This window comes from Halanaerobium polyolivorans (genome assembly GCF_020711195.1).
GTDB classification, from domain to species: domain Bacteria; phylum Bacillota; class Halanaerobiia; order Halanaerobiales; family Halanaerobiaceae; genus Halanaerobium; species Halanaerobium polyolivorans.
Genome location: NZ_JAJFAT010000015.1, coordinates 20,074 through 43,268, shown reverse-complemented (window position 1 = coordinate 43,268; position 23,195 = coordinate 20,074). Strand labels below are relative to the sequence as shown.

The 23,195-nt window shown below is 32.3% G+C and carries 24 protein-coding genes and 1 riboswitch; of the genes, 2 read left to right on the top strand and 22 right to left on the bottom strand.

Translation table 11 applies throughout. From position 1 onward, the window contains the following. Positions 1-110 precede the first annotated feature (110 nt). The 11 genes from LJ207_RS10235 to arsM form a co-directional block, all read right to left on the bottom strand. Entirely contained in the window at positions 111-899 is a 789-nt protein-coding gene (locus tag LJ207_RS10235) for a nitroreductase family protein (RefSeq protein WP_229346406.1), read from the bottom strand. A gap of 65 nt (positions 900-964) precedes the next feature. Beyond that, positions 965-2,458, bottom strand: coding sequence for a xylulokinase (locus LJ207_RS10230; protein ID WP_229346405.1), 1,494 nt, complete (start codon positions 2,456-2,458; stop codon positions 965-967). Beyond that, a complete protein-coding gene (trpA, locus tag LJ207_RS10225; RefSeq protein ID WP_229346404.1) occupies positions 2,448-3,251 on the bottom strand; it encodes a tryptophan synthase subunit alpha in 804 nt (267 codons plus the stop codon). The genes LJ207_RS10230 and trpA overlap by 11 nt, the downstream gene beginning before the upstream one ends. A gap of 30 nt (positions 3,252-3,281) precedes the next feature. Continuing rightward, positions 3,282-4,214 carry an ABC transporter permease gene (locus LJ207_RS10220; RefSeq protein WP_229346403.1) on the bottom strand — a complete coding sequence of 311 codons (933 nt, stop codon included), beginning with the start codon at positions 4,212-4,214 and terminating at the stop codon, positions 3,282-3,284. After that, the gene (locus tag LJ207_RS10215) at positions 4,214-5,719 is read right to left on the bottom strand and encodes a sugar ABC transporter ATP-binding protein (RefSeq protein ID WP_229346402.1); all 1,506 of its coding nucleotides are present in this window, start codon (positions 5,717-5,719) and stop codon (positions 4,214-4,216) included. The genes LJ207_RS10220 and LJ207_RS10215 overlap by 1 nt, the downstream gene beginning before the upstream one ends. A 59-nt stretch (positions 5,720-5,778) precedes the next feature. Continuing rightward, positions 5,779-6,693, bottom strand: coding sequence for a sugar ABC transporter substrate-binding protein (locus LJ207_RS10210; protein WP_229346401.1), 915 nt, complete (start codon positions 6,691-6,693; stop codon positions 5,779-5,781). A 16-nt stretch (positions 6,694-6,709) separates the two neighbouring features. After that, positions 6,710-7,627 (bottom strand): sugar-binding transcriptional regulator, encoded by a 918-nt coding sequence (locus LJ207_RS10205; RefSeq protein WP_229346400.1) that lies wholly within the window; start codon positions 7,625-7,627, stop codon positions 6,710-6,712. 175 nt (positions 7,628-7,802) lie between these two features. Next, positions 7,803-8,879, bottom strand: a complete 1,077-nt coding sequence (locus LJ207_RS10200) for a mannose-1-phosphate guanylyltransferase (RefSeq protein WP_229346399.1) — start codon at positions 8,877-8,879, stop codon at positions 7,803-7,805. Positions 8,880-8,897: 18 nt separating this feature from the next. Next, positions 8,898-9,032: a hypothetical protein gene (locus tag LJ207_RS12355; protein ID WP_255666859.1), complete on the bottom strand. Its 135-nt coding sequence runs from the start codon at positions 9,030-9,032 to the stop codon at positions 8,898-8,900. Between the two features lie 113 nt (positions 9,033-9,145). Further along, positions 9,146-9,457, bottom strand: a complete 312-nt coding sequence (locus LJ207_RS10195; protein WP_229346398.1) for an ArsR/SmtB family transcription factor — start codon at positions 9,455-9,457, stop codon at positions 9,146-9,148. Between the two features lie 40 nt (positions 9,458-9,497). Beyond that, a complete protein-coding gene (arsM, locus tag LJ207_RS10190) occupies positions 9,498-10,289 on the bottom strand; it encodes an arsenite methyltransferase (protein ID WP_229346397.1) in 792 nt (263 codons plus the stop codon). 116 nt (positions 10,290-10,405) lie between these two features. Continuing rightward, positions 10,406-10,472, top strand: a riboswitch (Fluoride riboswitch). A gap of 68 nt (positions 10,473-10,540) precedes the next feature. On the opposite strand from arsM, the gene LJ207_RS10185 reads away from it, so the two are divergent. Further along, positions 10,541-10,750 carry a hypothetical protein gene (locus tag LJ207_RS10185; RefSeq protein WP_229346396.1) on the top strand — a complete coding sequence of 70 codons (210 nt, stop codon included), beginning with the start codon at positions 10,541-10,543 and terminating at the stop codon, positions 10,748-10,750. Between the two features lie 121 nt (positions 10,751-10,871). Continuing rightward, positions 10,872-12,056, top strand: a complete 1,185-nt coding sequence (locus tag LJ207_RS10180) for a cation:proton antiporter domain-containing protein (protein WP_229346395.1) — start codon at positions 10,872-10,874, stop codon at positions 12,054-12,056. 176 nt (positions 12,057-12,232) lie between these two features. Here LJ207_RS10180 and LJ207_RS10175 read toward each other — a convergent pair whose 3' ends face one another. From LJ207_RS10175 to LJ207_RS10125, 11 genes are all read right to left on the bottom strand, one after another. After that, entirely contained in the window at positions 12,233-12,463 is a 231-nt protein-coding gene (locus tag LJ207_RS10175) for a DUF2905 domain-containing protein (RefSeq protein WP_229346394.1), read from the bottom strand. Positions 12,464-12,475: 12 nt separating this feature from the next. Then, entirely contained in the window at positions 12,476-14,284 is a 1,809-nt protein-coding gene (locus LJ207_RS10170; protein WP_229346393.1) for an ABC transporter ATP-binding protein, read from the bottom strand. 108 nt (positions 14,285-14,392) lie between these two features. Continuing rightward, positions 14,393-14,872: a hypothetical protein gene (locus LJ207_RS10165; RefSeq protein ID WP_229346392.1), complete on the bottom strand. Its 480-nt coding sequence runs from the start codon at positions 14,870-14,872 to the stop codon at positions 14,393-14,395. 89 nt (positions 14,873-14,961) lie between these two features. Further along, positions 14,962-16,344, bottom strand: coding sequence for an SLC13 family permease (locus LJ207_RS10160; RefSeq protein ID WP_229346391.1), 1,383 nt, complete (start codon positions 16,342-16,344; stop codon positions 14,962-14,964). Between the two features lie 273 nt (positions 16,345-16,617). Continuing rightward, positions 16,618-16,893 (bottom strand): HPr family phosphocarrier protein, encoded by a 276-nt coding sequence (locus tag LJ207_RS10155; RefSeq protein ID WP_369414181.1) that lies wholly within the window; start codon positions 16,891-16,893, stop codon positions 16,618-16,620. 97 nt (positions 16,894-16,990) lie between these two features. Then, positions 16,991-17,635, bottom strand: coding sequence for an L-fuculose-phosphate aldolase (locus tag LJ207_RS10150; RefSeq protein WP_229346389.1), 645 nt, complete (start codon positions 17,633-17,635; stop codon positions 16,991-16,993). Between the two features lie 13 nt (positions 17,636-17,648). Beyond that, positions 17,649-17,801, bottom strand: a complete 153-nt coding sequence (locus LJ207_RS10145) for a hypothetical protein (RefSeq protein WP_229346388.1) — start codon at positions 17,799-17,801, stop codon at positions 17,649-17,651. Further along, positions 17,801-19,267: a PTS galactitol transporter subunit IIC gene (locus LJ207_RS10140; RefSeq protein ID WP_229346387.1), complete on the bottom strand. Its 1,467-nt coding sequence runs from the start codon at positions 19,265-19,267 to the stop codon at positions 17,801-17,803. Before LJ207_RS10140 ends, LJ207_RS10145 begins: the two co-directional genes overlap by 1 nt. A 31-nt stretch (positions 19,268-19,298) precedes the next feature. Beyond that, positions 19,299-19,592 carry a PTS sugar transporter subunit IIB gene (locus LJ207_RS10135; protein ID WP_229346386.1) on the bottom strand — a complete coding sequence of 98 codons (294 nt, stop codon included), beginning with the start codon at positions 19,590-19,592 and terminating at the stop codon, positions 19,299-19,301. Positions 19,593-19,635: 43 nt separating this feature from the next. After that, positions 19,636-20,094 carry a PTS sugar transporter subunit IIA gene (locus LJ207_RS10130; RefSeq protein WP_229346385.1) on the bottom strand — a complete coding sequence of 153 codons (459 nt, stop codon included), beginning with the start codon at positions 20,092-20,094 and terminating at the stop codon, positions 19,636-19,638. Further along, positions 20,087-22,954 (bottom strand): sigma 54-interacting transcriptional regulator, encoded by a 2,868-nt coding sequence (locus LJ207_RS10125; RefSeq protein WP_229346384.1) that lies wholly within the window; start codon positions 22,952-22,954, stop codon positions 20,087-20,089. The genes LJ207_RS10130 and LJ207_RS10125 overlap by 8 nt, the downstream gene beginning before the upstream one ends. Positions 22,955-23,195: the final 241 nt, after the last annotated feature.

Below are 23,195 nucleotides of genomic sequence, written 5' to 3'. Positions count from 1 at the left end.
GTAGTTTTGGTGAAGATGAAACCGATAGAAGTCGGACTTTGATTTCCGGTTCATTAAAAAATTTAGCCGAGAAAGCCTCGCTTATTTTAATGGGCGGGGAGAATGTCAATTTAATCTAAAATATTTAAAGTGAATTGATAAATATAATCGCTTAGTTCTTTTGAGGGAGAATCAGAAAAGCTAAATTTACTATTTAGATTGTGCTTTTCAGCAGCTAATTTAAGATGAGCTGCTGCAATTCCGATATCGATCTTATTCATTTTTTGATAAAAAATCTTTTTGATAAAATTTGGCTTTTCACGATAAATATCTATTTTATTTGGCCTAACTTTAAAATACCAGGGCTGATTATTGGTGGCAGAAGGAGCTAACCTTGCTGCTTCAATCAGCTGCTCATAAGAATCATGATCTCTTATTTCTGAAAGTTCTTTGCGTTTAAATTCTGATTTATCATTTCTGCACTGTTTTTCAGCTGCCTCACCAAAGGCCAGGGTAATAACATAGCTGAATTCAGACTCGGCAGCTATTTCTTTTTTAGCTTTAGCCAGTCCAAACCAACAGCTGCCCAGACCATGTGCAGAAAGGTAAAGATCTAAATATTGAAGTATATAGCCGGCATTTTGCAAATAGCCTTCACTTTCTTCGGAAAAGAAGACTAAATAATGGGGAGCTTTAATAGGCAGCAGTGAACTTATTTTATCTGCTGAAACTATTTTGCTCTCCCATTTTATATTTTGCTTAAGTCCTTTTCTTGCAGCTAAAAAAGCTTTGATTTCTTTTAACTTTTCCGCTGTTAAAGACTCTGCTTTATATTTACGGATTGATTTTCTGCTGAAAATACTTTGATAAAGTTTATCTTTAAGTTCTGGCTCTAAATTTTCTGCATGATTTTGATTCATTATTTCAACTCCTTTTTTTAACTTCTATTTAAATAAGTATAATAGCTAGGAATTGAAAAAACAAATTAAAAAATACTTTCTACAAGCTGCAGATAATCTTCAAATTTAGCCTGATAATGAGCTTCATATTCAGCCTGAGCTCTATAACTTTTAACTACCTTAAAATTAGCTCTAAGTTCCTGATAACTGGCTATTTTATTTAAAGCTTTTTGGGCCAACATTGCTGCCCCTAAAGATGGTGCTGCTACTTCCAAATCAAGCACATTGAGCTCACATTGCAAAATATTTGCCAAAAGCTGAGGCCAGATTTTTGATTTACTGCCACCACCAATTAAATTGATCTGCCTCTCTGAGTTAAAAAGGTTGGAGCTGCCGGTCATTTCAAGCAGATTGTGCTTAAGAGAAAAAGCCACCCCTTCTAATACAGCTGCTAAAAGCTGCCAGCTATCAGTAGCAGAGCCTATTCGAGCAAATAGACCATTGCTGCCATTAACCTTAAGTGGACTTCTTTCTCCATTTAAATAGGGAATAAATATTGATTGATTTTCTTTAGTATCTAGAGCTGCTAATTTATTTTCTACTTCAGCATAAACTTGATTATTTAATTCTTTGTAATCCAGCATTTTCTTTAAAAACCAATCATAAGCCTGACCGGCATTTAAAATAGCTCCAGCAATAATGTAGTTTTCACCATCAGTGCTGCTTAAAGAAAAGAGGTTTTTGTTTTCTGAAATACTATCTGAAGGCATGGCTAACCAGGCTGTTGTCCCTAAATAAGAATAGATATCTCCAATTTTTAAAGCACCTGCCCCAAGGGTAGAGGCCCCAACATCACCTGAGCCATTAACCACCTTAATTCCTGCTTTTAAATTTAATTCTGCTGCTGCAGATTCTTTAAGACTTCCTATCACAGTTTCTGCTGCTTTTAGCTTCGGTAATATTTCTTTATCAAAATTGAGATCAGAGATAAAGCTTTGATTTAATTCCATTTCTTTAATATCTAAAAACCCTGTTGTTGAAGCATTTGTATAATCTGTAATATTTTTGCCTGTCAGTTTAAAGTTTAAATAATCTTTGGCCCCCAAGATCAAATACTGGTGTTTTGCAAAAGCTTCTGGACGATTTTCCTGCAGCCAGAGATATTTATTAACTGACATCAATGGATCAAATTGATTAGCTGTCATTTGATTAAGCTTTGCTTGTGAATATTTATCAACTAAAAATTGAAATTCCTTTTTTGCCCTACTATCTGAATAAAGCAGCACCTCTGTTAAAGGCTCTCCCTGATCATCTAATAAAAGGCAGTCTTCCATCTGCCCTGTAGAGGTTATAGCGTTAATTGCTGCTGCTTTTATCTCACTTTCTTTAAGCATTTCTAGAGTCAGTTCTTTGATTAGCTGCCACCAGTCTTCAGCCTTTTGATATTGAAAGCCAGCTGCTTCATAATTTTTTACAGCTTTTTGAGCTTGATATACAGGGTTCAGCTCTTGATCAAATAAAATTAACTTTATGGCAGTAGAGCCTATATCATAACTGAGTAAATAGTTTTTATCTGACATGAGACCACTCCTTTGCAAGCCCTTTTTTCAATTCTTTTAAAAAAGCAAGAGCTTCAGCTTCTCCCTCTTTAAATTTTTCCAATAGTGCACTACCCACAATAATGCCATCATAGCCAAGCTCCATAACCTGAGCTGCATCTTCTGCAGAACTGATTCCAAAACCAACTAATTGGGGAAGCTCTGCTAATTCAGAGTTAGCAAGGGCTTTTTTCAATCTTTTTAAATGTTCAATATCAAATTCTCCTGACTGACCTGTTTTACCTAAATAACTGGGACAGTAAACAAATGGTTCTGCTCCCGGCTGATAAGCTCTAACTTTTTTTGGCTTATCCATAAAAGAAATAATATTAAAGCCTTTTTGCTTTAAATATTCTTTAGCTGCTTCTTTTTTAAAATCAGGTAAAATCAAAGACTTAATTCCAGCCTGAAGACATTCTTTTTGCTCGTTTTTAAAAAAACTTTCTTTTAGTTCTTCCCAGTAACCCATCAAAATTAATTTATTTATTTCTTCTTCCTCATTGATCTCTGCTGCTAATTTTAAGTATTTCTGGGCATTAAAGCCGGCAGCAAATATTTCTTGATTGGCCTCCCTAATTATTTTACCATCCATACTTGCTTCACGAGCAGGATAGCCCAGTTCTAAAGCATCTACTCCATTTTCAAAAAGTAATTTAATCCATCTTTTTGAGTTCTGATAATCTGGATAAAGAGCCGGTAAATAAGTGACTAAAATTGCTTGATCTGCTGTTTTTTTTGCTTTTAAAAAGTCTTTAAGTTCGTTTTTAGCTCCCATTATATCACCTGTCTAATTGATTTATTTAAATTAATTACTCTTCACACTCATACCTTGAAAAACCAGGGCTGCAATTATGATTGAACCTGTAAGCATATCTTGAAAATAGTTGGGAACATTTAAAATTGTTAAACCATTTGCTAAAACTCCCATGATCAAAACCCCAACCATTGTTCCCAGCACATTGGCTTCTCCCTGTTTAAAAAGGGTCATTCCTAAAAATACTGTTGCATAAGCCCGCAGTAAATATCCTCCTCCTGCTGTTGGATGAGCAGAGCCCAATCTTGAAGCCAGCAAAATCCCGGTCAAAGCTGATAAAACAGCTGTTAAGCCAAAGGCTATTATTTTTTTCTTTTCCACTTTGATTCCAGAATATCGGGCTGCTTTTTCATTACCACCTATAGAATAAAGCTGTCTCCCCAGCATTGTCTGATTAAAGATATACCAAAAAAGTAAAACAATCAAAAACATGATCCAGATTACTAAAGCTAAATTTAAAAACTCTCCCTGTCCCCAGATCAAAAACTCGCGGGGAATTCCGGAAAAGATTATACTCCCCCCTGAATACCAATAGGTTATTCCACCTAAAAATGTACCTGTTGAAAGGGTGGTAATAAAAGAAAGTATATTTAATTTGGCCACAAAAAAGCCGTTGATTAGACCAAAGATAAAACTTAGTCCTAATACAGCAGGGATCACCAAATACATAGAATATCCATCAACAAGCAGACCAGCTGTAATAATCCCTGCAAAACTAGCTACACTTGAAATTGAGAGGTCAAATTCTTTGATTACCATAACAACTGTGGCTCCAATAGAAATTATTGCCAATAAAGAAATCTGCTGCAGTATATTTGACCAGTTTCTGAGGCTTAAAAAGGTATTTGGTCTTAAGATTCCAAAGCTAATTATTATAATTAATAATCCGATAATTGTTCCATATTTTTTAAAGATTTCCTTCATCATCTAACCTCCTCATAGGCTAACTGCAGTATTTTATCCTGGCTGAATTCTTCTTTCTTTAAAATTCCGGTCAAACTACCATTACTCATTACTGCAATTCGGTCACAAATTCCGATAAGTTCTAAAATATCAGAAGAGACAACTATTACACCACTCTGTTTAGCAAGCAGTTGATTGATTAAGCTATAGACTTCTGTTCTGGCTCCAACATCTATACCAACTGTTGGCTCATCAAATATAAAAACTGAGTTATTTCTATAAAGCCATTTAGCTATTACCACTTTTTGCTGATTACCACCACTTAAATATTTAACCGGCTGTTTAAGTGAAGGAGTTTTTATACTCAGTTCTTCTACCAATTTTTTTGACTCTTTTTTTACTTTTTGATTATCTATATTTTTTAAGACATTTGATTTGAGCATCAGTTCTAAATTGGGCAAAGATATGTTTTCAGCTACTCCCATATTTAAGACCAAACCCTCTGTTCTCCGTTCTTCAGGAATTAATACGATTCCCTTTTCTATCATATAGCCGGGACTCTTATTGGCTATTTTTTGACCTTTAAGTTTCAGCTCTCCACTTTTAATATCTCTTAAGCCAAAAATAGCTTCCATAAGTTCTGTTCTTCCGGCTCCAACTAAACCAAAAAAACCTAAAATTTCATTTTCATAAAGACTAAAGTTTATCTTAGAAAAAGCATCACCACTTAAATTTTGAAGCTCTAATATTTTTTTATCACTTTTTTCTCTGTTTTCACGGGCAGGAAAGCGGACAAGTTCTGCCTTACCGGTCATCAGCTTGATTAAATCATTTTTATTTACTTCTTCTAGCTGCCGATCTGCTACCTTTTTGCCATTTTTTAAAACAGTTACAGAATCAGCTATAGTAAAGATTTCTTCTAAACGGTGAGAAATATAGATTATAGAAATACCCATTTTTTTGATCTCTTTAAGGTTGATAAATAATTCCTTAATTTCCTTATCTGTTAATGCTGCTGTCGGCTCATCTAAGACAAGCAATTTAGCATCCATGATAAATGCTTTTAAAATTGCTACCAGCCACTGATTTGCAGTGGAGAGTTCAGCCACAGGCTTATCTATCTCAAATTCAAAGTTGAGCTTTTCTTTGAGCTCCAAAACTTTATTCCGCATCTCTTTTTTGGCAAATTTAAATCCTTTTCTGGGATAATCATAACCCAGCCAGATATTTTCTACAGCATCAAAATAAGGGATTAAATTAAGATCTTGGTGAATAAAGGCTAAACCTAAATCTTTAGCCTGAGCAGGATTATTAATTTCAAGCTCATTATTTTCAAAAATAATTTTGCCGCTGTCTTTTTCATAAATACCTGCCAGTATTTTTATCAGGGTTGATTTACCGGCCCCATTTTCACCGACCAGGGCTCTAATCTCTCCTTTAGCAAGTGAAAAATCTACCTCATCAAGTGCTTTAACTCCGGGAAATGTTTTTGTTAAATTATTTATCTGCAGTAACTTTGCTGTCATTTTTTCACCACCTATTTTAAAACAACCCCCCATAAGTGAGGGGCTGTTTTCTTCAAATATTAGTCCATAAAGTCTGCTGCATTATCTTCAGTAATTAGATCTGCTGGGGCATATAGTATATTATCTACCAGTTCTTCACCAGCAAATACACTTTTGATCTGCTCAACTAGAATATCTCCCATTGCAGCAAAGTCCTGTTTAACTGTTGCTTTAATAGAAGAACCCTGGGCGATCATCTCAATTGCCTGTGAGTTGCCATCTATACCAACCACAACTATATCATCTCTCCCAGCCTGTCTAATCGCAAGCTCTGCTCCTATGGCAGGCTCATCCCAGGCTGCCCAAACACCATCTATATCAGGGTTTGATAATAATATAGACTGCATTGCCTGTTGAGCATTTTCAATTGGTCCTGGTACCTGTACATAATGTTCTGCTACTACTTCAATATCATCTCTAGAATCTACTATAGCATCAAAAACAACTTCTCTTTGATAAACTCCTGGATGGGCTGAATGGTAAAGCTTTACTATTTTACCGGAGCCGATTCTATTAAGCAAATAGCTGGTATTTTGAGCACCTAAAACATAGTTGTTTGAGGTTACATTAACCTTCATCCCCTCTATAAAGCCTGCATCGCCTCCAAAAACAGGGATTCCTTCTTCAACAGCTTTGTTAATTTGTTGTCTGAGCTGATTTGGGTCTCCCATTCCCATCACTATGGCATCTACTCCCTGAGCAATCACATCTTCATAACGGTTTGCCAGCTCATTAAAATCTCCTTTAGTATCAATTACTCTAACATTCCAACCTTCTGCCTCTGCTTTTTCTTCAAAGGCTCTAATCATGGTATTTGTTGTAACTGATTCTAGATATGGAGTCAATACTGCTATTTCCTTGCTTTCTGCTAATAATGAAGAAGAAAAAGTAAAAACTAAAGCCAGAACTAAGATTAAAATAAGTGTTTTTTTCATTTTCAAATCTCCTTTTTTATTGTTTTTTGAGCCATTCCGCCATCGAACTGTCTGTAACTAAAACATTGATCAATTGACTCTGCAGAGCAGCCAAAACTGCTTCTTTTTTGTGTTCTCCCAGGGCAACTCCAACTTTAAACTCAACTTTTTGCAATTTTTCTGCTGAAATTGAGATTATTCTATCTTTAAAAGAGGGTTCTAAAATTTCACCTGAATCATTAAAGAAAATGGAGGCAATACTTCCACAGGCTTGCAGCTCTTTAAAATCGGCCAGTTCTTCTTCATTTAAATGACCTGAAATCAAGGGATGTTCTTTTTCTGCATTTCCAATCCCTAAAAGTACTAAATCTAAATTATCATAGTAATTAAAGATCTTTCTAATTCTATCTTCATTTCTAAAAAAAGCTGCTGTTTTACTGTTTTTAACAAAAGCAGGTGCATTTAGTAAAAGGCTTGTCCCTCCTAAGTTTTCTGCTAAAAGAGCTGCGATTTCGTTTGCATTATAGCTTTTGCCTGTATCTTTGAGAGCTCCAATAATGGGAATAATCTTATAGTCGTTTTTAGAATCAAATTGAGCCAGCTTGGCAAGGAAATGTATTGTTGTACCTGCAGATACCCCTATAGATTCACTGCCTGCTGTTATTCTCTGTAAAAATTCTAGAGCAGCCTGAGCAGCTGCTTTTTTCCGCTCTGCTTCTGGTTCTTCATCTGTCATATCAACAATTTTAAACTCTTTTAGCTTAAACTTTTGAGCTAATTCGCTTTCAAGGTATGAATTATCACTGACCGGACTTAAGATCTCAATTTTCACTATCCCTTTTTCCCTGGCCTTTGCTAAAAGCCTGCTGACCTTAGGTCTTGAAATACCTAATTTCTCAGCAATTTTACTCTGTTTAAATTCTTTTTTGTAATAGAGTATAGCCACCTTTGTCATTAAATCCAATTCTGAATTTGCGACTTTAGAACACCTCCTAACAATATTTCATGCTTTGAATTTTTGTTCAATTATATTATATACCCAATTTAAAAGGGTGTCAAATTAATTTGAAAATTCTTTATATTTTGCACAAAAAAAAGAGCCCCTTTCAGGGCTTAAAGATTATTATAGCTTAGAGATGTTCTTCTAAACCTGCATTAGAAAGTAAATCTCTAATTTTTTTCACATCTTGAGCTCTATCTTTATTACAGATTAAAACAGCATCATTAGTATCTACTATAACGAGATTATCCAGGTCAATGGTGGTGATTAGCTTATCTGGACTGTAGATAATAGAATTAGTTGTATCAATTCCATAATGCTTACCAATTACTATATTACCTTTTTCATCTTCTTTTTTAATTCTACCTAAAGCAGGCCAGCTGCCCAGATCATCCCAGCCAAAATCAGCTGGAATCAAATAAATATTATCGGCTTTTTCCATTATTCCGTATTCAACTGTAATCTCAGGCATTTTCTCAAATTCAGCCTTGATTAATTCTGCCTGATCTTCACTCCCTAAAGCAGCTTTTATTTTTAAGATAGCTTGATAGATCTCAGGTAAATGTTTTTTAAAACTTGCAAAAAGAGTTTTAATATTCAAGACAAACATCCCACTATTCCAGAGATAATTCCCAGCTGCAAGATATTTTTCAGCTGTATTTAGATCAGGTTTTTCTTTAAAGTTCTCAACTTTATAAACAGGACAGCCATCAATAGTGTGGGCTTTGGCTCCATATTCTATATATCCATAACCTGTTTCGGGATGGCTTGGTTTAATACCAATTGTAACTATATTTTTACCAATAGAAGCTGTCATAACAGCTTTTTTAATCACCCTAATAAAACTCTCATTATCTTTAACCAAATGATCAGATGGTAAAACTATTATTGTGCTGCCGGGATTTCTTTTGGAAATAACGGCTGCAGAGAGGGCAATTGATGGAGCTGTACCCTTTTTAAGTGGTTCAACAATTATATTTGCTTCATCTAATTGTGATACCTGTTCCTTGATCTGTTCAGCATAGTGAGAATTAGTTGAAATATATATATTATCTAAATCAACTAAGGGTTTTATTCTCTGCACAGTTTTCTGCAGCATATTACACTGCTCATCACTTAATTTTAAAAATTGTTTGGGCATTTTTTTTCTACTTAAAGGCCAAAACCTGCTTCCCTCTCCACCTGCCATTATTAGCGCACTAATCACAGTTTACCACTCCCTAGATTATTTTAGCTTAATCTTAATTCCACAACAACTATTTTCACAACCTGCATTATTTGAGCCAATCTTTAATCTACCACAATCTTCTTTTAATTTCTGCCGTAGTTTTTCTTTTTCATTATCTACTTTATTTTCCATTATAATTACCTCCTAAGGCTATTATAACATCTCAATTAAAGATAGCTAGCTCCTAGATTACATTATTAATATTCGGGGATTAATAATTTTGTCCTGCTTTAAAACAAAAGCTTTTAGAGTAATAACCGATCAAATTCTTTTTTGAAATAATCTAAAACACCTTCTTTTAGACAGTAGCAAACTCGAGGACCGTCAATGCTTCCTTCTATCCAACCCGCCTCTTTAAGCACCTTAAGGTGTTGGGAAACTGTTGACTGAGCAATGGGAAGTTCTTCAACTATTGAGCTCACCATACATTTATTTTTTTCAGGTAATTCTGCCAGGATTTTTATAATTTTAATTCTGTGGCGGTGCCCTAAAGCCTTAGCTAGCTCAGCCAAGTTATTTATCTTTTCTTCTTTAGATATATTTTTTTTGTCTCTCATTGTTTTAGTTTATCGAATCTAAACGACAAACTACACCCCCTTATTTTTCTGCTTTAATATAGGCAGAGTATATATAATCAGAAAGTTTTAGCTTTGAACTCCAGTCTTCTACAATTTGATTACTATTGTTTTTTCTTTCTATACTAATATTTTTGAAATTAAGCTCAGTTAAAATACTAATTAACTCTTCTTTAGTAATACTACCTGTGACACAACTGCTGTAATTATCAAGATCATTTTTTATTGCTTTAGGAAAATCATTTAATCGCAATATATCTGAAATTGCAAGTCTGCCACCTTTTTTTAATACTCTTTTTGCCTCACTAAAAACCCTTTTCTTATTTGTTGATAAATTAATTACACAATTCGAAATTATAACATCTACACTTTGTTCTGCAAGTGGTAGCTCCTCAATTTCAGCTAAAATAAATTCTACATTTTTAAAATTATTTTTTCTAGCATTTAATCTTGCTTTTTCTACCATCTCTTCTGTCATATCTATTCCAATTACTTTTCCCTTTTCTCCTACCTCTCTTGCAGCTAGAAAAGCATCAAAACCAGCTCCAGAACCTAAGTCAAGAACAGTTTCACCTTTTTGAAGTGAAGCAATGGCCCTTGGATTCCCACAACCTAAAGCGAAATTAGCCTCTGCAAAACTAGAATCGAGAGCTTCTTTTTCATAACCCATTTTTTGAGCTTTTTGAACTCTGTCAGTCTCTGCTCTTTCTCCACAGCAAGAAGAGTTACTACAGCAATTATCCTGATCATCAGTAATTATTTTACCATAGTTCTGCTTAATTTTTTGCTTTATCTTTACTTTATCTTGCTCCATAATATCAACCTCCTTCAGAGTTATTATAACATATTAATCGTAAATAGACGATTAATATGTTACTTGACTTTAATTAAATTTTAAACTATAATTACATTGTATAAATTAATAGTATAAATTAATAAGGTGAAGGTGCTCACCTTTAATTGCTCAATAAATTGAGATGATGGCTCCTATTTACTGCTTGTATTTATATACAAGTAATAAATAGGGGCTTTTTTTGTTGAAATATTTATTGAAGGAGTGAGTTAATGTTAGAAAAATATGCACAGAGCAAAGAAAAACTATTAAAAAAACTTGAAAAAATTGAGCCTTTAATCGAAAAATATGCTGAAAATAATTTAGAAGAGCTTTTAGTTGAATTTTTAAATAAAGTAGAAGGTATAGCAAATAAAATAATTTTTGTTGTCAACAAAATAGATTTAGTCACATCTGCAAAAAAAGATCAAAATAATCAATGAAAATCTCGAATTAATAAGAGAAAAAAAGAAAAAAAGTTTAGAAGAACAAGAAGAAATTATAAGCAAATTAGAAGAAGACCTATATATGTTAAATAATTTTAAAATGAGGTGTTAAGTTTCTATGGCATTAAGTTTGGCATTAATTTTAATTTTGGCTATGATATTTATTAATATTTTTGATAAGCTAAAATTACCCAGTTTGTTAGGTATGTTGGTTTTAGGTGTTTTAATTGGTCCTTATGGATTTAGTTTAATCAGTAGTGATATTTTAAATATATCAGCTGATTTAAGAAAGATAGCATTAATAATTATTTTAATCAGAGCTGGTCTTGGTATAGAAAAAAGTGCTCTTAAAAAAGTTGGTATTCCAGCAGTAAAAATGAGTTTTTTACCTGGAATTATGGAGGGGCTTAGTATTATGGTCCTTGCGGTTTATATATTTTCTTTTTCTGTGATTGAAGCAGGTATTTTAGCTTTTATCATAGCTGCAGTTTCACCAGCGGTAATCGTTCCCCAGATGCTCTCTTTAATTAATCAAAACAGAGGGGTAGATAAAGGGATTCCAACCCTGGTTTTAACAGGTGCTTCAATTGATGATGTTTTTGCCATCACTATATTTTCAAGTTTTTTAGGTTTATATGGTGGAAGTCATTTAAATCTTAGACAGCAGATTTTTAATGTTCCACTATCAATAGTTATTGGTATTATTTTAGGAGTTATAACTGGAGTGTTTTTGGTATATTTATTTAAAGAATTTCATTTTAGAGATACTAAAAAAGCTCTTTTAATATTAAGTTCAGCTATTTTGTTGACTGGCTTAGAGGATGTTTTAGAAGGGATTATACCTATTGCAGCCTTAATTGGAGTTATGACAATTGGTTTTGTACTTCAGGAAAGATATAAGGTGGTTGGAAAAAGATTATCTTCTAAATTCAATAAAATTTGGGTTTTTGCTGAGATAATGCTTTTTGTTCTTGTGGGAGCAGAGGTTAATATTTATGTAGCTTTTGAGTCAGGTCTTAGAGGTTTAATAATTATCTTAATTGGTTTAACTGCCAGATCCTTAGGTGTGCTAATATCTGTTGCAGGCACAGATTTTAACTGGAAAGAGAGATTTTTTACTGTAATAGCTTATACTCCCAAGGCTACAGTCCAAGCTGCAATTGGTGCTGTGCCATTAGCGGCAGGTGTTGCATCAGGTGAACTCATCCTTGCTATAGCTGTGCTTTCAATCTTAATAACTGCACCCTTAGGAGCAATTGGAATTAAATTTACTGGTGAAAGATGGCTTCAAAAAGAAATTTAACTATTGTTTTTGAGTTTCAATCTTCTAAGTCTAAGTCATATTCTCATTTATAATCATCCATTATAATTAAGGTAGATTGCAGGCAAATTTTCATTAATAGATTTAAATATCAACATTTTTGGCATATTTACCATCTGAAGGCAGAGGTGAAATTGTGACATAGATATTTAAAGCAATCATCTAAAAAAATAAAGGAAGATTCTAACAATAATATTTAAAAGAATCGAGATTATTATCATAGTTGTTAGCGGAAAATAAAGCGTGAAATTGTCGCGCTCAATTCTTATATCACCAGGTAAATTACCAAGCCAGGAAAAATGATCTCCAGAAAGAAAAAAGAGTGCACCTAAAACTATCATTATTAAACCAACTATTATCATTAAAAAACCCATATTTCTAAATACCATTTTTTTACTCCTTTATCTATTAGAGCTGATATCGGCCAGTTTTCTAAATTTCTGACTGTTATTAGCTAATTCTGCATAATCTCCAGAATCAATTATTTTGCCTTTTTCGATTAAATAAATTTTATCACATTTTTGCACAGTGCTTAGTCTGTGAGCAATTATGATCATAGTTTTGACTTCTGCAATTTTATCTATTGCCTCCATTACTGCTTTTTGAGTTGCCTCATCTAAAGAACTGGTTGCTTCATCTAAAATCAATATTTCTGGGTCATGATAAAGAGCTCTGGCTAAACCAAGGCGCTGTTTTTGCCCACCACTGATTCTGATCCCTCTCTCCCCTACTATAGATTGATAACCAGCTTCTAATTCATTTTCGATAAAATCTGCAATATTGGCAATCTGAGCAGCTTTTTGCACAGCCTCAAAATCTATTTCTGATTCAGGAACTCCAAAAGCAATATTTTTTATAATAGTATTATCACAAAGATAAATATCTTGTGGTACATAGCCTATATTCCGCTGCCAGTTCCTTATATTATCTCTGTTCAGTTCTTTGCCATCAACTATTATTTTCCCCTGATCTGCTTCTAAAAGACCTAAAATAATATTAACCAGGGTTGATTTACCGGAGCCTGTTTCACCTGCTAGACCAATCTGGCTGTCTTTTCTAATCTCTATATCTATATTTTTTAATATTTTTTCACCCTGTTCATGATAACTAAATGTTATATCTTTTAGTTTGAGAGATTCCCTAAACTCCATTGGCTCAGGTAAGCTATCAGGCCATTTTTGAGCAGCAAATTTACCTGCTTCAAAAATATCTTCATGTATTCTATCTAAAATTGCAGTATTAAAGACCATTGAACTGGCAGAATTAAAAATACTCTGCAGAGCAGGTAACAACCTATAACCAGCAAAGGCAAAGAGACTCACCTTAGAAATGAGCTGAGTGCTGTCTTCTCCTCTGACAACAAAATAGAGGACAAGTAAAACAACTGAACCAAAGGCAAGAGCTTCCATAAAATAGCGGGGCATCTGTCTGATTATCTGATTCCAGGCCTGTAATTTAGCGTTTTTAGCTGAATAATAGGTATATCTATTTAAAAATTCATTTTCTCGACTGTTGACTTTAATTTCTTTGATTCCATTAAATGCTTCATATGCAGTTTTATAACGATTCATATTAGCTTCTAATCTTTTTTCTCCAGCGATTTTCATTTTGTTTTTTGTTGCTAGGTAGATTAAAATATAGCTGCTGCCTAATATAATAATTGCAGCTGAAGTTATTAAAAGATCTGTAAGAAATAATAAAATTATAATTGCCAGGGCCACTATAGAATAAGTTATTAAATCGATCAGCTGAATTAAATAATTTATCGTTAGAGCATAAACTTCATGCAGAACATTTTTGCCTAGATCAGCAGTGTTGTGCATTAAAAAATAGCTGTATGGTTTTGACATATATTTTTTTAATAGCCTTCTTGAGAGACGGTGATTATTTTCCCAGACAAATTTTAGTTTATACCAGCTGGCAAAGGTAGAAATAGCATTTGATAAGAGGATTAAAAAGAACATCACTGCCCCAACAAAAACTGTAAAAGCAGTAACTGATTCAAAAGCAAAGTAATTGTAAATATTGTTTAAGATCTGACTTTCTTCTACTACCTCAGGCTCCATAACTAAATCCATAAAGGGCATGACTGATGCTATTCCAATCACCTGAGCTAAAGCCATTGCTAAAACAGCTATTAATAGTACCAGTATCTGTAGCCTTTCTTTTTTATTAAATAATTCCCATAATTTTTTTAATGACTGCAGCATCAAATATTCAGCTCCTAAATACAATAATAGTTATTGTTTAATTTGAACATTGTTAAGAAAAATCCTGCTTAAAAACAAAAAACCCTCCTTTTAAGGAAGGTGATTAGACTAAGCTTTATCCTTTTTTCCATCATGAAAACTATATTGTTTTATTTTTATTTTTTCCAAAAAATCTCTTATTTCTTGTTCTTTAATCTGATCAGAAATATATTTGTTATTAGAAAAGTTAATAAAAACTGCATCTAGCTCTTTTTCCAAAATACCTTTTTTGAGATTATCTAAATGATGATGATCTATTTTTTTAATAGAGAGCTCTAGATCCATGTTTGCTACTTTTTCTTTAAGCTCCTTTAAATATTCTTCAGCATTATCATGCTGACCTTCAACTACTGATTCTTCAAGATCATTTGCTACTTTATCCCCTAAAAAACCTACATCAGAGGTTAAATGCTCGTGTAATTTAGGCACAGCATCTAAAATAATAGCTCTGACAAATAGTTTATCTCCACTTTCAAGTTTTTTAAAAAGAAAATTATTTAAACTTTCTAAACCAGCGAAACTAAAAAGAATCAGCAAATATTTTCCCATATTATCAGTCCTTAGTAAATTAGTTTATCTTTCTTATTCAATATTATAATTAAAACAAGCTGTAATTGCAATAAATATCCAGCTTAATTTCAAAAAGTCAAGCCTAAAAGAGGCCAATAAAATTTTAGCACTAAGATATATACAAACCAGCCGGCAATATTTAGGATAATTCCTAGTTTAACCGAATCTTCAATTTTGTAATAGCCGGAAGAAAAAGCAATAGCATTTGGTGGGGTTCCCATTGGAAACATAAAAGCAAGTCCACCTGGTAAAGCAACAGATAAAGTTATAATAATTGGATTAAGCTGATAAATATCACTGATACTAAAAGCTATTGGTAAAATTACTGCAACTGCTGCCACATTACTAACTCCCTCGGTTAAGAGTATAGTAAATAAGGCTAAGAGTGCTAAAAACCAAAAGATAGAAAGATCGAGTCTGGAAAAAATCTGGTTAGAAAGCCAGGCTGTAGCACCTGTTTCTACCAGTGAAGTGGCAACTACTATTGCCCCTCCATACATTATAATTATCCCCCAGTTAACATATTCCTCTATTTCCCGCCAGGCTACAATTTTTAGAACAAAGATTAAAACAGCTCCAATTACTGCTGTAACAGAAATATGAATAATTTGAGCTAAAAATAACCAACTGAAGATTATTAAAGCTAAAGTTGCGATTAATTTTTTTTCATCAAAACTCAAACTTCCCTTTTCAGCAAGTTTCTCCTCCAAAACTTGATAGGCCTTGTCTATATTATCAAGCTCAATTTTGAAATATTTCCAGATTAAAAATATAAAAAAGAGCAGCATTAAAGTTGGAATAGGCCAAGAATATTTAATCCATTCAAAAAAACCAATACTCATATTATACTGCTGTTCTAAAATACTAACTGCCAGCAAATTACGAGAACCACCCAGATAAGTAGTGATTCCCCCAATAATAGCTCCCCAGGCCATCGAAAGAAACAGCAGCTTTCCATAACTGCTTTCTAATGGTTTAAGTTCTAAACTCAAGGCAATCTCCATTACAATGGGAAATAATAAGGCTGCTACTGCATGCTCAGGCATCAAACAAGACATTAAAGCTGCTGTTAATAAAGTACCAGCTAAAAGCTTTCTCGGGGTATTACCAAAGACTTTAATTAAAGAAAAAGCCATTCTACTGCCCAGACCAGTATAATAAAGAGCAGCTGAAATAATTAAGGCTCCTAAAATAAAAAAGATCGCTTTATTCCCAAATAGAGCAAAGGTATTATCAACTGACATTATATTTAATAAAGGCATTAGAGCCATCCCCAACAAAGATGTAATAGCAAGTGGCATAATATTTGTTAACCAAAAAGTCATGATTAATACAAAGACTGCTAAAGCTCTTTGGCCTTCAGGACTTAAGCCCTCAAAGGTGGGCAGTGCTAATAATAAAATAAAAATTATTATACCTGTGTATTTTATGATGTTTTTTATGTAATGCACCTAAATCCCTCCAATATAACTAAAAAATAGGTCTCTCAAAAAGGCCAAGAACAAGTTAATATAATTATATTACTTTAGTGGGCTAAAAACAAGCTTATTTGATCTAATCGTTTATAATCAAGGCTTAATAGCAGCTGAATTAAAATATAATATAAATTAAAACTAAAATGAAAAATTCCACTATCTATAAATATAAATAGTGGAAAATGATGTATGATATGTTTTTTACTATCATTTTGAAAGTATATCATCAAGAGAATTAGCAAAGCAACTTTAATGATTTTCTTTTGGCATCTCTACTTCTATAAATCTAAGTAATTCTTGTATTGCTGTTTTTGAATCTTGGCCTTCTGCCTTTAAAATAATTTCACTTCCTTTACCTGCTCCAAGACTCATAACTCCCATGATGCTTTTTGCATTTACCTTTTTACCTTCAAAATCAATCTTGATCTCTGCATCAAATTTGCCTGCTTTTTGAACAAAATCAGCAGCAGGCCGTGCATGTAAACCTGTCTCATTTGTAATTTTTACTTTTTCTTCAAAAACCAAAGTTATCCCTCCATTTTTGGAAAAACACATTTTATACCCTTATAGTCTTGATTGATTCTTAAGGGTATAAAATGTGCTGTTAAATTAATCTTAATATTTATCTTGCTTGACCATAACTTTTAAACTTCTTTTTCATTTTTTCCATTTCTTTATCAGGCAGAATTACAGGCTCACCAATTGATCTTGCTCTATAATATGTTTCTGCAACATACTCTAACTCTTCTGCTGTATTAAATGCATTTTCGATACAATCAGCTCCTGTTAGCAAACCATGGTTGGCTAATATAACAGCATAACGATCTTTCATAGCTGCAAATGCATTTTCTGCAAGTTCTTTACTACCATATGTAGCATAATCTGCACATCTTACATTTTTTCCTGCAAGTGCAATCATATAATGAGATGCTGGAAGATCTTCTCTTAAAATAGAGATGGTAGTAGAATAAATTGAATGACAATGAACAACTGAAAAAATATCATCTCTTTTTTCATAAAATATTTTATGCATCTCATATTCGCTTGAAGGTTTTCTCTGCCCTTCAACTATTTCACCATCTAAATTCATTATTACTATATCTTCCAAACGAATATCATAATATGGGATTCCACTTGGGCTGATAGCCATTAAATCTTTTTCCGGATTATAAATACTTAGATTTCCACCAGTTCCTTTGGTTAAACCTGTATCAACTAATTTTTTGCCAAATTCAATTATTTTCATTCTTTCCAATTCTAATTTCATTATTTTCCTCCAGTTAATAGTTATCTGTTTCAGGTCCTTTGTTAATTCTTTCTATAATCAATAGTGTAAAAACAATTGACATTATTATTAATTGATGATCAACAATAAAACTCAACATCCTCCGTCCATGTGGGCCTAAAGCTGCTAACACAAATTGGTATATCATTAGTTTACACTTCCTGTGTCAGCATAAACTTCATCAGACTGAATCTCATCTTCAGTTGCTGCTAATTCTCCTTTTGATGCTTTATAGAAGAATACTATATAACACCCTGCTGTAAACATTGCAATGAGGATCGAGAAGATAGCAAAACCAGTGCCCAGTTCTGCAAAAACATGACCTATGAAAGGCAGCATCAACAGCCATGGTGCTAAATGAGCTCCCCCATCTAAACTTGAAATTTGAGTTGCACCTTCTGGTATAGCAAAACCAGCTTCTTGGGCAAGAGTTGTTGTCATAGGTGCTAAAAATGTACCGATAACTAAAAAGCCAACAATAAATACACTTCCTATTGCTACCCCTCTGAAAATATTACCTTTTGACCAACCTGTTGCCCAAAGTATTAAGATTGGCATAATTGCTAAATCAGCAAATGGCAGCATTCTATTTAAGCCCAACATGCTTAAAACTACAGCTAACAGGATTGAGACAGGTATTAAAATTAATCCTGTAGCAACATTTGCAGGATGACCAATAACTATAGCTGCATCAAGACCAATATATAAATCTCTTTCGGGGAAACGCTTATTTAAAAATTCTTTAACTCCATCAGATAAAGGTAGTAAACCTGTCATAAGAAGTTTAACCATTTTTGGGAAAATAAGCATTACAGCACCTAAGGTAATTGAAGTGTTAATTATTTGGGAAAGGCTCCCTGACATATCTGTTCCCATATTTGGTCCATAAGCTAAGGCTCCAATAATTAAGCCAATAACTGTACCTATCATTAGGGATTCTCCCATTATGCCAAATCTATCTTTAATTTTATCTTGATCAAAATCCCATTCTCTAATAACAGGTATTCTATCTATTATGTTATTCAGTGCCCATCCAATTGGTGCCCAAGAAATCGTTTCTGTATGTGGAAATGAAACTCCAGGCATTCCAAAAAAGTCTTGAACAACAGGAGCACTTAAGTCGGCTAATATTAAAACAATAAATTCTGTTAATAGGCCTATTGCAACTGCTAAAACAAAGTTGTTAGTTGCAGCATATACAAAAGCAGCAGCGAAAATAAAATGCCAATAGTTCCATAAATCTATATTTAAAGTTTTAGTCCACTTTAACATTATCATAACTACATTTAATAAAATCCCTAAAGCGAATATCCAGGGTACTAGTGAGGTAGTTCCAAATGCAATCGCTGAAGCTGCAGGCCAACCAACATCCATTACATTCAGCTGTAAGCCAAAGTTCTCTACCATTGCTTCAGTTGCCGGACTAAGAGTCTCAACCATTAATCCAAGCACTAAATTAATACCAATAAAACCCATACCTACTGTTAATGCTGCTCTAATAGCTTTACTAATTTTAATTCTAAACACCATTGCCATCACAAATAATATGATCGGCATCATTATACTAGGTCCCATGTCTAAAATAAAATTAATAACATTCATAATATTCTGCATGAATTATTCCTCCTTTTTTAATTTGATAAGTTTATTTTTTTATTTCTTTTTCTATTTCATCTAAAAGTTTGTCTTCCCCTACTCCTGTAAGAAAACTAAGCCCACTGAATGCCGGCACAGAATATTCACTATTTACCGTTCCATTTAGTACAACAGCGTCTAATTTTAAATCTTCAATGTAATTCTCAGCTTCAGATATTTTGCATTGTTCTAATTCAATTTCCACCCCTCTTTTTTTTAAGCCATTTTTTAATTTGTCCATTATTATAGTAGAAGTAGCTATCCCAGACCCACATGCAACTAAAATCTTTTTTTTCTTTTTCATTATTTAACCCCCATTTTTTAAAATTAAATTTATTAAAACAAATTTATAAATTCTCTTGGAGAATTTCAGCTAATTGTTCTTTGCTTTTTACAGCCAAAATTTTATTTGTTATTTTTGGGTTTTGCATAAGTTCAATTAATTTCTTAAGAGTTTTCACCTGTTTTTTAGGCTCTGTTATAGCCATTAGAAAGACTAATTTTACTCCAATTTCCTCTTCATAATTCTCCATGCTTGTAAAATTAACCTCATTATTTAAAAGTGCTACAGCTAGGGCAGGCTTTTTCACATGTTCAGGATCTGTATGAGGTATTGCAAAATTAATATTATTTGTTTTTAAAGCAGTTGGATAATCTTCTTCTCGTTTTAAAACTGCATCTAAATAACTATTTTTTACAATATTTTTTTCCAGCATTTTTTGAGCTAAACTTTTAATAACTTCTTCTTTTTTATTTGTCTTTAAATCTATTTGAATTAAATTATCATCAATATATATTTTATCCATTAATCAATGCCTCCTTAACAACTTCAATTTCTTCAGCCTTTTTAATAAAAGACAACTTCTTTTTTAATTTACTATAGAACTTTCTAAAATTTTCTGTTTCTAAATCTTTAAAAGCAAACATACAAATTACATCTACTTTAAATCCTGACCATTCTATTTTTTCTTCAAGTATTGCTAAAGCAAATTGCGAATAGTTGACGTGTTTGCTATCAGCATGAGGGATAGCTATTCCATCACCTACATAGGTAACACTCCAATTTTCTTTTTCTTTTACTGCTTTATAATAAGACTCTTTGACAACACCTGCCCTGATCAGTTTTTGACTAAGAAACTTTAATGCTTCTTCTTTATTTTTGACTTTGGGTTTTAAATAGATTAAATTTTTATTTAAAAGTAATTGAGGATTATTCTTGCTTTTTAATTTATTTTTTAAATTTAATTTTTCAATAAATCTATCAAAACCAGCTTCAGAATAAATTTTTTCGAAGTCATAAAAATTATTTACTTGCCTATCTGGCTTTAAATTACCGATAACTGCATTGAGATTATAATTTTTCTCTAGCTTATTTATATAGTGATTAATATTTTTGTCATGGATACCTGTTGTTATTATTTCATATTGATTTTCCAGTTCGGGAATGCGATTAATCAAATAATCCTTGACTCTTAAAGCTGCACCTTCACCAGTAATACAGTAAATTAAAATAACTTCTTTTCTCTTTGTTCTTGAGTATTTATTTGAGGAGTGATATATTCTGCTGACAAGATCATCTAATTCTAAATTATCAAATTTTGCCCAACGAATTGCTTCCATCAGCATAACCGTATCAACCCTAGGTATTACTCGAGTTTTGATACCGGTTCTTTCAGTAATAACATCACCAAAGCTTTTTAAAGAACCCATATCCACTAAGAGTAAAATACCTTTACCCTGATCTATTTTTTTAGCTGTATATATTAGCTCATCTAATATTTGCATTGGAGGCTGATCAAGGTGCATATCTATTGCTTTTGCTTTTGAATCACCAATTAACCAGTTGGCAACTTTTAGCATCTCACTAGCTACTCCACCATGTGAAATAACTATGATGGCTGGTTGGGCTGAAGTTCTATTAGGACTTTGATTCATATCTAAATTATTTAAATACATTGTTATATAGCCAACTTCATCTCTAGGAATTTGCAACCTATATTCTTCGTTTAAATATTTAATTATTTTTTTAGAAATATTATATAATTTGTTATTCGATTTTTTTATTTCTTCTAAATCAGGGTGTTTAATTATTTTTCCTGACTTTATTCTTTCAATTACTGCATCTAAATGCATAGCAATTGCATATTTCAATCTATTATTCAGAACATATTCTGGAAGTTCCCGATGAATTATTACTAAAACATCATTTACCATATCTAAAACCTTATTATCAACTAACTCATTTAATAATTTTCCATCTTCAAATAAGCTTTCTTCTGCTTGACTAAAAACATTTTTTACTTTTTCAGCTAATAGCTCATTTAGTTTTTGATTTATCTCTTCTTTGGTAAATCCAAGCGAATATAGCTCTTTGTTTTTTTCTTCTAGATATTTGTAAATATTATTATCGAATTTGTATTTATTTTTTTCAGCCATTTTTAATATTTCTTCTTGTTCAGGACTTAAAATGATATCATTTTTTATTAATTTTTTTATATCTTCTCTATTCACACTCCCTTCAAAAAAACTGCGCTGAATTTTAAGATTAAATAGATCTAAAGTTATTTTAACTTCATTACTATTAGAACTAATAAAATTCAAATAAGCACGGGCACAAATCTCTTTTATCTTGCTTTCTAATTGGCCAATATTATTTTCCGGCTCAAAACTAAGCAGTGCTCGAGCAGCTTCATATTTTAAGATAATCTTTTGCTCAATCTGTCTGCTTTCTCGAGAAATGAAGTGTTTAATAAATTTAAGTTTTTCTTCTAAGCTTCTTTTATTAAGAGGAGGAAGATCAATAATCAAAGGAATTCTTCTTCTAAATGTGGCTAATAAGTTAGATTTTATATCCTCTGTTGTTGCTGCAATAATCATTAAATTTATTTTTTCCTTATTATCTGTTTCACCTAACTTTCTATAAAAACCATTATCAATCACATTAAAAAGCATTTCTTGTCCTTCACTTGATAATCTATGGACTTCATCAAGAAATAATATACCATTATCTGCTCTTTTGATTAGCCCATCTTTATCTTTTTCTGCACCTGTAAAAGAACCTTTTTTATGGCCAAAAAGGTGTGAATACAATAATTGAGGATTTTCAGCATAGTCAGCACAATTGAAGACAACAAATTTATCATTTTTTATTTTGTTTTCTTGCACAGCAAATCTATACATTTGTTCTGCCAAATAGCTTTTTCCAACACCACTCTCTCCAATTATAAGTGTATGCAGTCCATGTGGTGGATATAATACTGCTGCTTTAGCTTGTTGAATCTGTGTTTTTAAACTGAGTTCTGCTCCAATAATATTTGAAAAACAATTTTCTTCTTTAACAACTTGATTGTTTTCAGGAGCTTTATTTTCCCTATCAATAATTAAATCATATTCTTTTCTAACAATATGTCTAGAAGCTGCAAAACCTTTATCTTGCAAGATCTGAGTCAGTTTTCTTTTAGATATATTTTTTTTATCAGTTAATATTTTTTCAATTTCTTTTTTTAGTAAAGGTTTCATCCTAGCTTTTGAAGAAGGAATACCATTTTCCTTTCTCATTAATGTAATCTTTTCTCTGCTTAAATTCATTCTTTCTGCAATTTCTTTATCTGTTAATGGCTTTTTTTTGTTTTCGCTATTAATTATTCTTTCTAGTTCATTGATCATTCTTTTTCCTCCCTCGCTTATATTAAGTTGCAATATTTGTTCCAAACCTAAAAAGTTTTTTAGATTAATTTTCTGGAATCCCTATAATCGCTCTTATATCAAGGTTCATAATAATAAAAAAATTATTGTTTTTTTATTTAGATAACAATTTATTCAATTTTACTGCCTGTATAAAATGTTATAACAAAACATACCACTTAAATTCATCTGCAATGATTAAGTTTTTCAGAGATCAATCTAA

What these genes read in the sequence shown, in the direction of transcription:
- LJ207_RS10235 (WP_229346406.1), bottom strand. Translation starts at nt 899, where the DNA reads ATGAATCAAAATCATGCAGAAAATTTAGAGCCAGAACTTAAAGATAAA.
- LJ207_RS10230 (WP_229346405.1), bottom strand. Translation starts at nt 2,458, where the DNA reads ATGTCAGATAAAAACTATTTACTCAGTTATGATATAGGCTCTACTGCC.
- trpA (WP_229346404.1), bottom strand. Translation starts at nt 3,251, where the DNA reads ATGGGAGCTAAAAACGAACTTAAAGACTTTTTAAAAGCAAAAAAAACA.
- LJ207_RS10220 (WP_229346403.1), bottom strand. Translation starts at nt 4,214, where the DNA reads ATGAAGGAAATCTTTAAAAAATATGGAACAATTATCGGATTATTAATT.
- LJ207_RS10215 (WP_229346402.1), bottom strand. Translation starts at nt 5,719, where the DNA reads ATGACAGCAAAGTTACTGCAGATAAATAATTTAACAAAAACATTTCCC.
- LJ207_RS10210 (WP_229346401.1), bottom strand. Translation starts at nt 6,693, where the DNA reads ATGAAAAAAACACTTATTTTAATCTTAGTTCTGGCTTTAGTTTTTACT.
- LJ207_RS10205 (WP_229346400.1), bottom strand. Translation starts at nt 7,627, where the DNA reads ATGACAAAGGTGGCTATACTCTATTACAAAAAAGAATTTAAACAGAGT.
- LJ207_RS12355 (WP_255666859.1), bottom strand. Translation starts at nt 9,032, where the DNA reads ATGGAAAATAAAGTAGATAATGAAAAAGAAAAACTACGGCAGAAATTA.
- LJ207_RS10195 (WP_229346398.1), bottom strand. Translation starts at nt 9,457, where the DNA reads ATGAGAGACAAAAAAAATATATCTAAAGAAGAAAAGATAAATAACTTG.
- arsM (WP_229346397.1), bottom strand. Translation starts at nt 10,289, where the DNA reads ATGGAGCAAGATAAAGTAAAGATAAAGCAAAAAATTAAGCAGAACTAT.
- LJ207_RS10185 (WP_229346396.1), top strand. Translation starts at nt 10,541, where the DNA reads ATGTTAGAAAAATATGCACAGAGCAAAGAAAAACTATTAAAAAAACTT.
- LJ207_RS10180 (WP_229346395.1), top strand. Translation starts at nt 10,872, where the DNA reads ATGGCATTAAGTTTGGCATTAATTTTAATTTTGGCTATGATATTTATT.
- LJ207_RS10175 (WP_229346394.1), bottom strand. Translation starts at nt 12,463, where the DNA reads ATGGTATTTAGAAATATGGGTTTTTTAATGATAATAGTTGGTTTAATA.
- LJ207_RS10170 (WP_229346393.1), bottom strand. Translation starts at nt 14,284, where the DNA reads ATGCTGCAGTCATTAAAAAAATTATGGGAATTATTTAATAAAAAAGAA.
- LJ207_RS10165 (WP_229346392.1), bottom strand. Translation starts at nt 14,872, where the DNA reads ATGGGAAAATATTTGCTGATTCTTTTTAGTTTCGCTGGTTTAGAAAGT.
- LJ207_RS10150 (WP_229346389.1), bottom strand. Translation starts at nt 17,635, where the DNA reads ATGAAATTAGAATTGGAAAGAATGAAAATAATTGAATTTGGCAAAAAA.
- LJ207_RS10145 (WP_229346388.1), bottom strand. Translation starts at nt 17,801, where the DNA reads ATGATATACCAATTTGTGTTAGCAGCTTTAGGCCCACATGGACGGAGG.
- LJ207_RS10140 (WP_229346387.1), bottom strand. Translation starts at nt 19,267, where the DNA reads ATGCAGAATATTATGAATGTTATTAATTTTATTTTAGACATGGGACCT.
- LJ207_RS10135 (WP_229346386.1), bottom strand. Translation starts at nt 19,592, where the DNA reads ATGAAAAAGAAAAAAAAGATTTTAGTTGCATGTGGGTCTGGGATAGCT.
- LJ207_RS10130 (WP_229346385.1), bottom strand. Translation starts at nt 20,094, where the DNA reads ATGGATAAAATATATATTGATGATAATTTAATTCAAATAGATTTAAAG.
- LJ207_RS10125 (WP_229346384.1), bottom strand. Translation starts at nt 22,954, where the DNA reads ATGATCAATGAACTAGAAAGAATAATTAATAGCGAAAACAAAAAAAAG.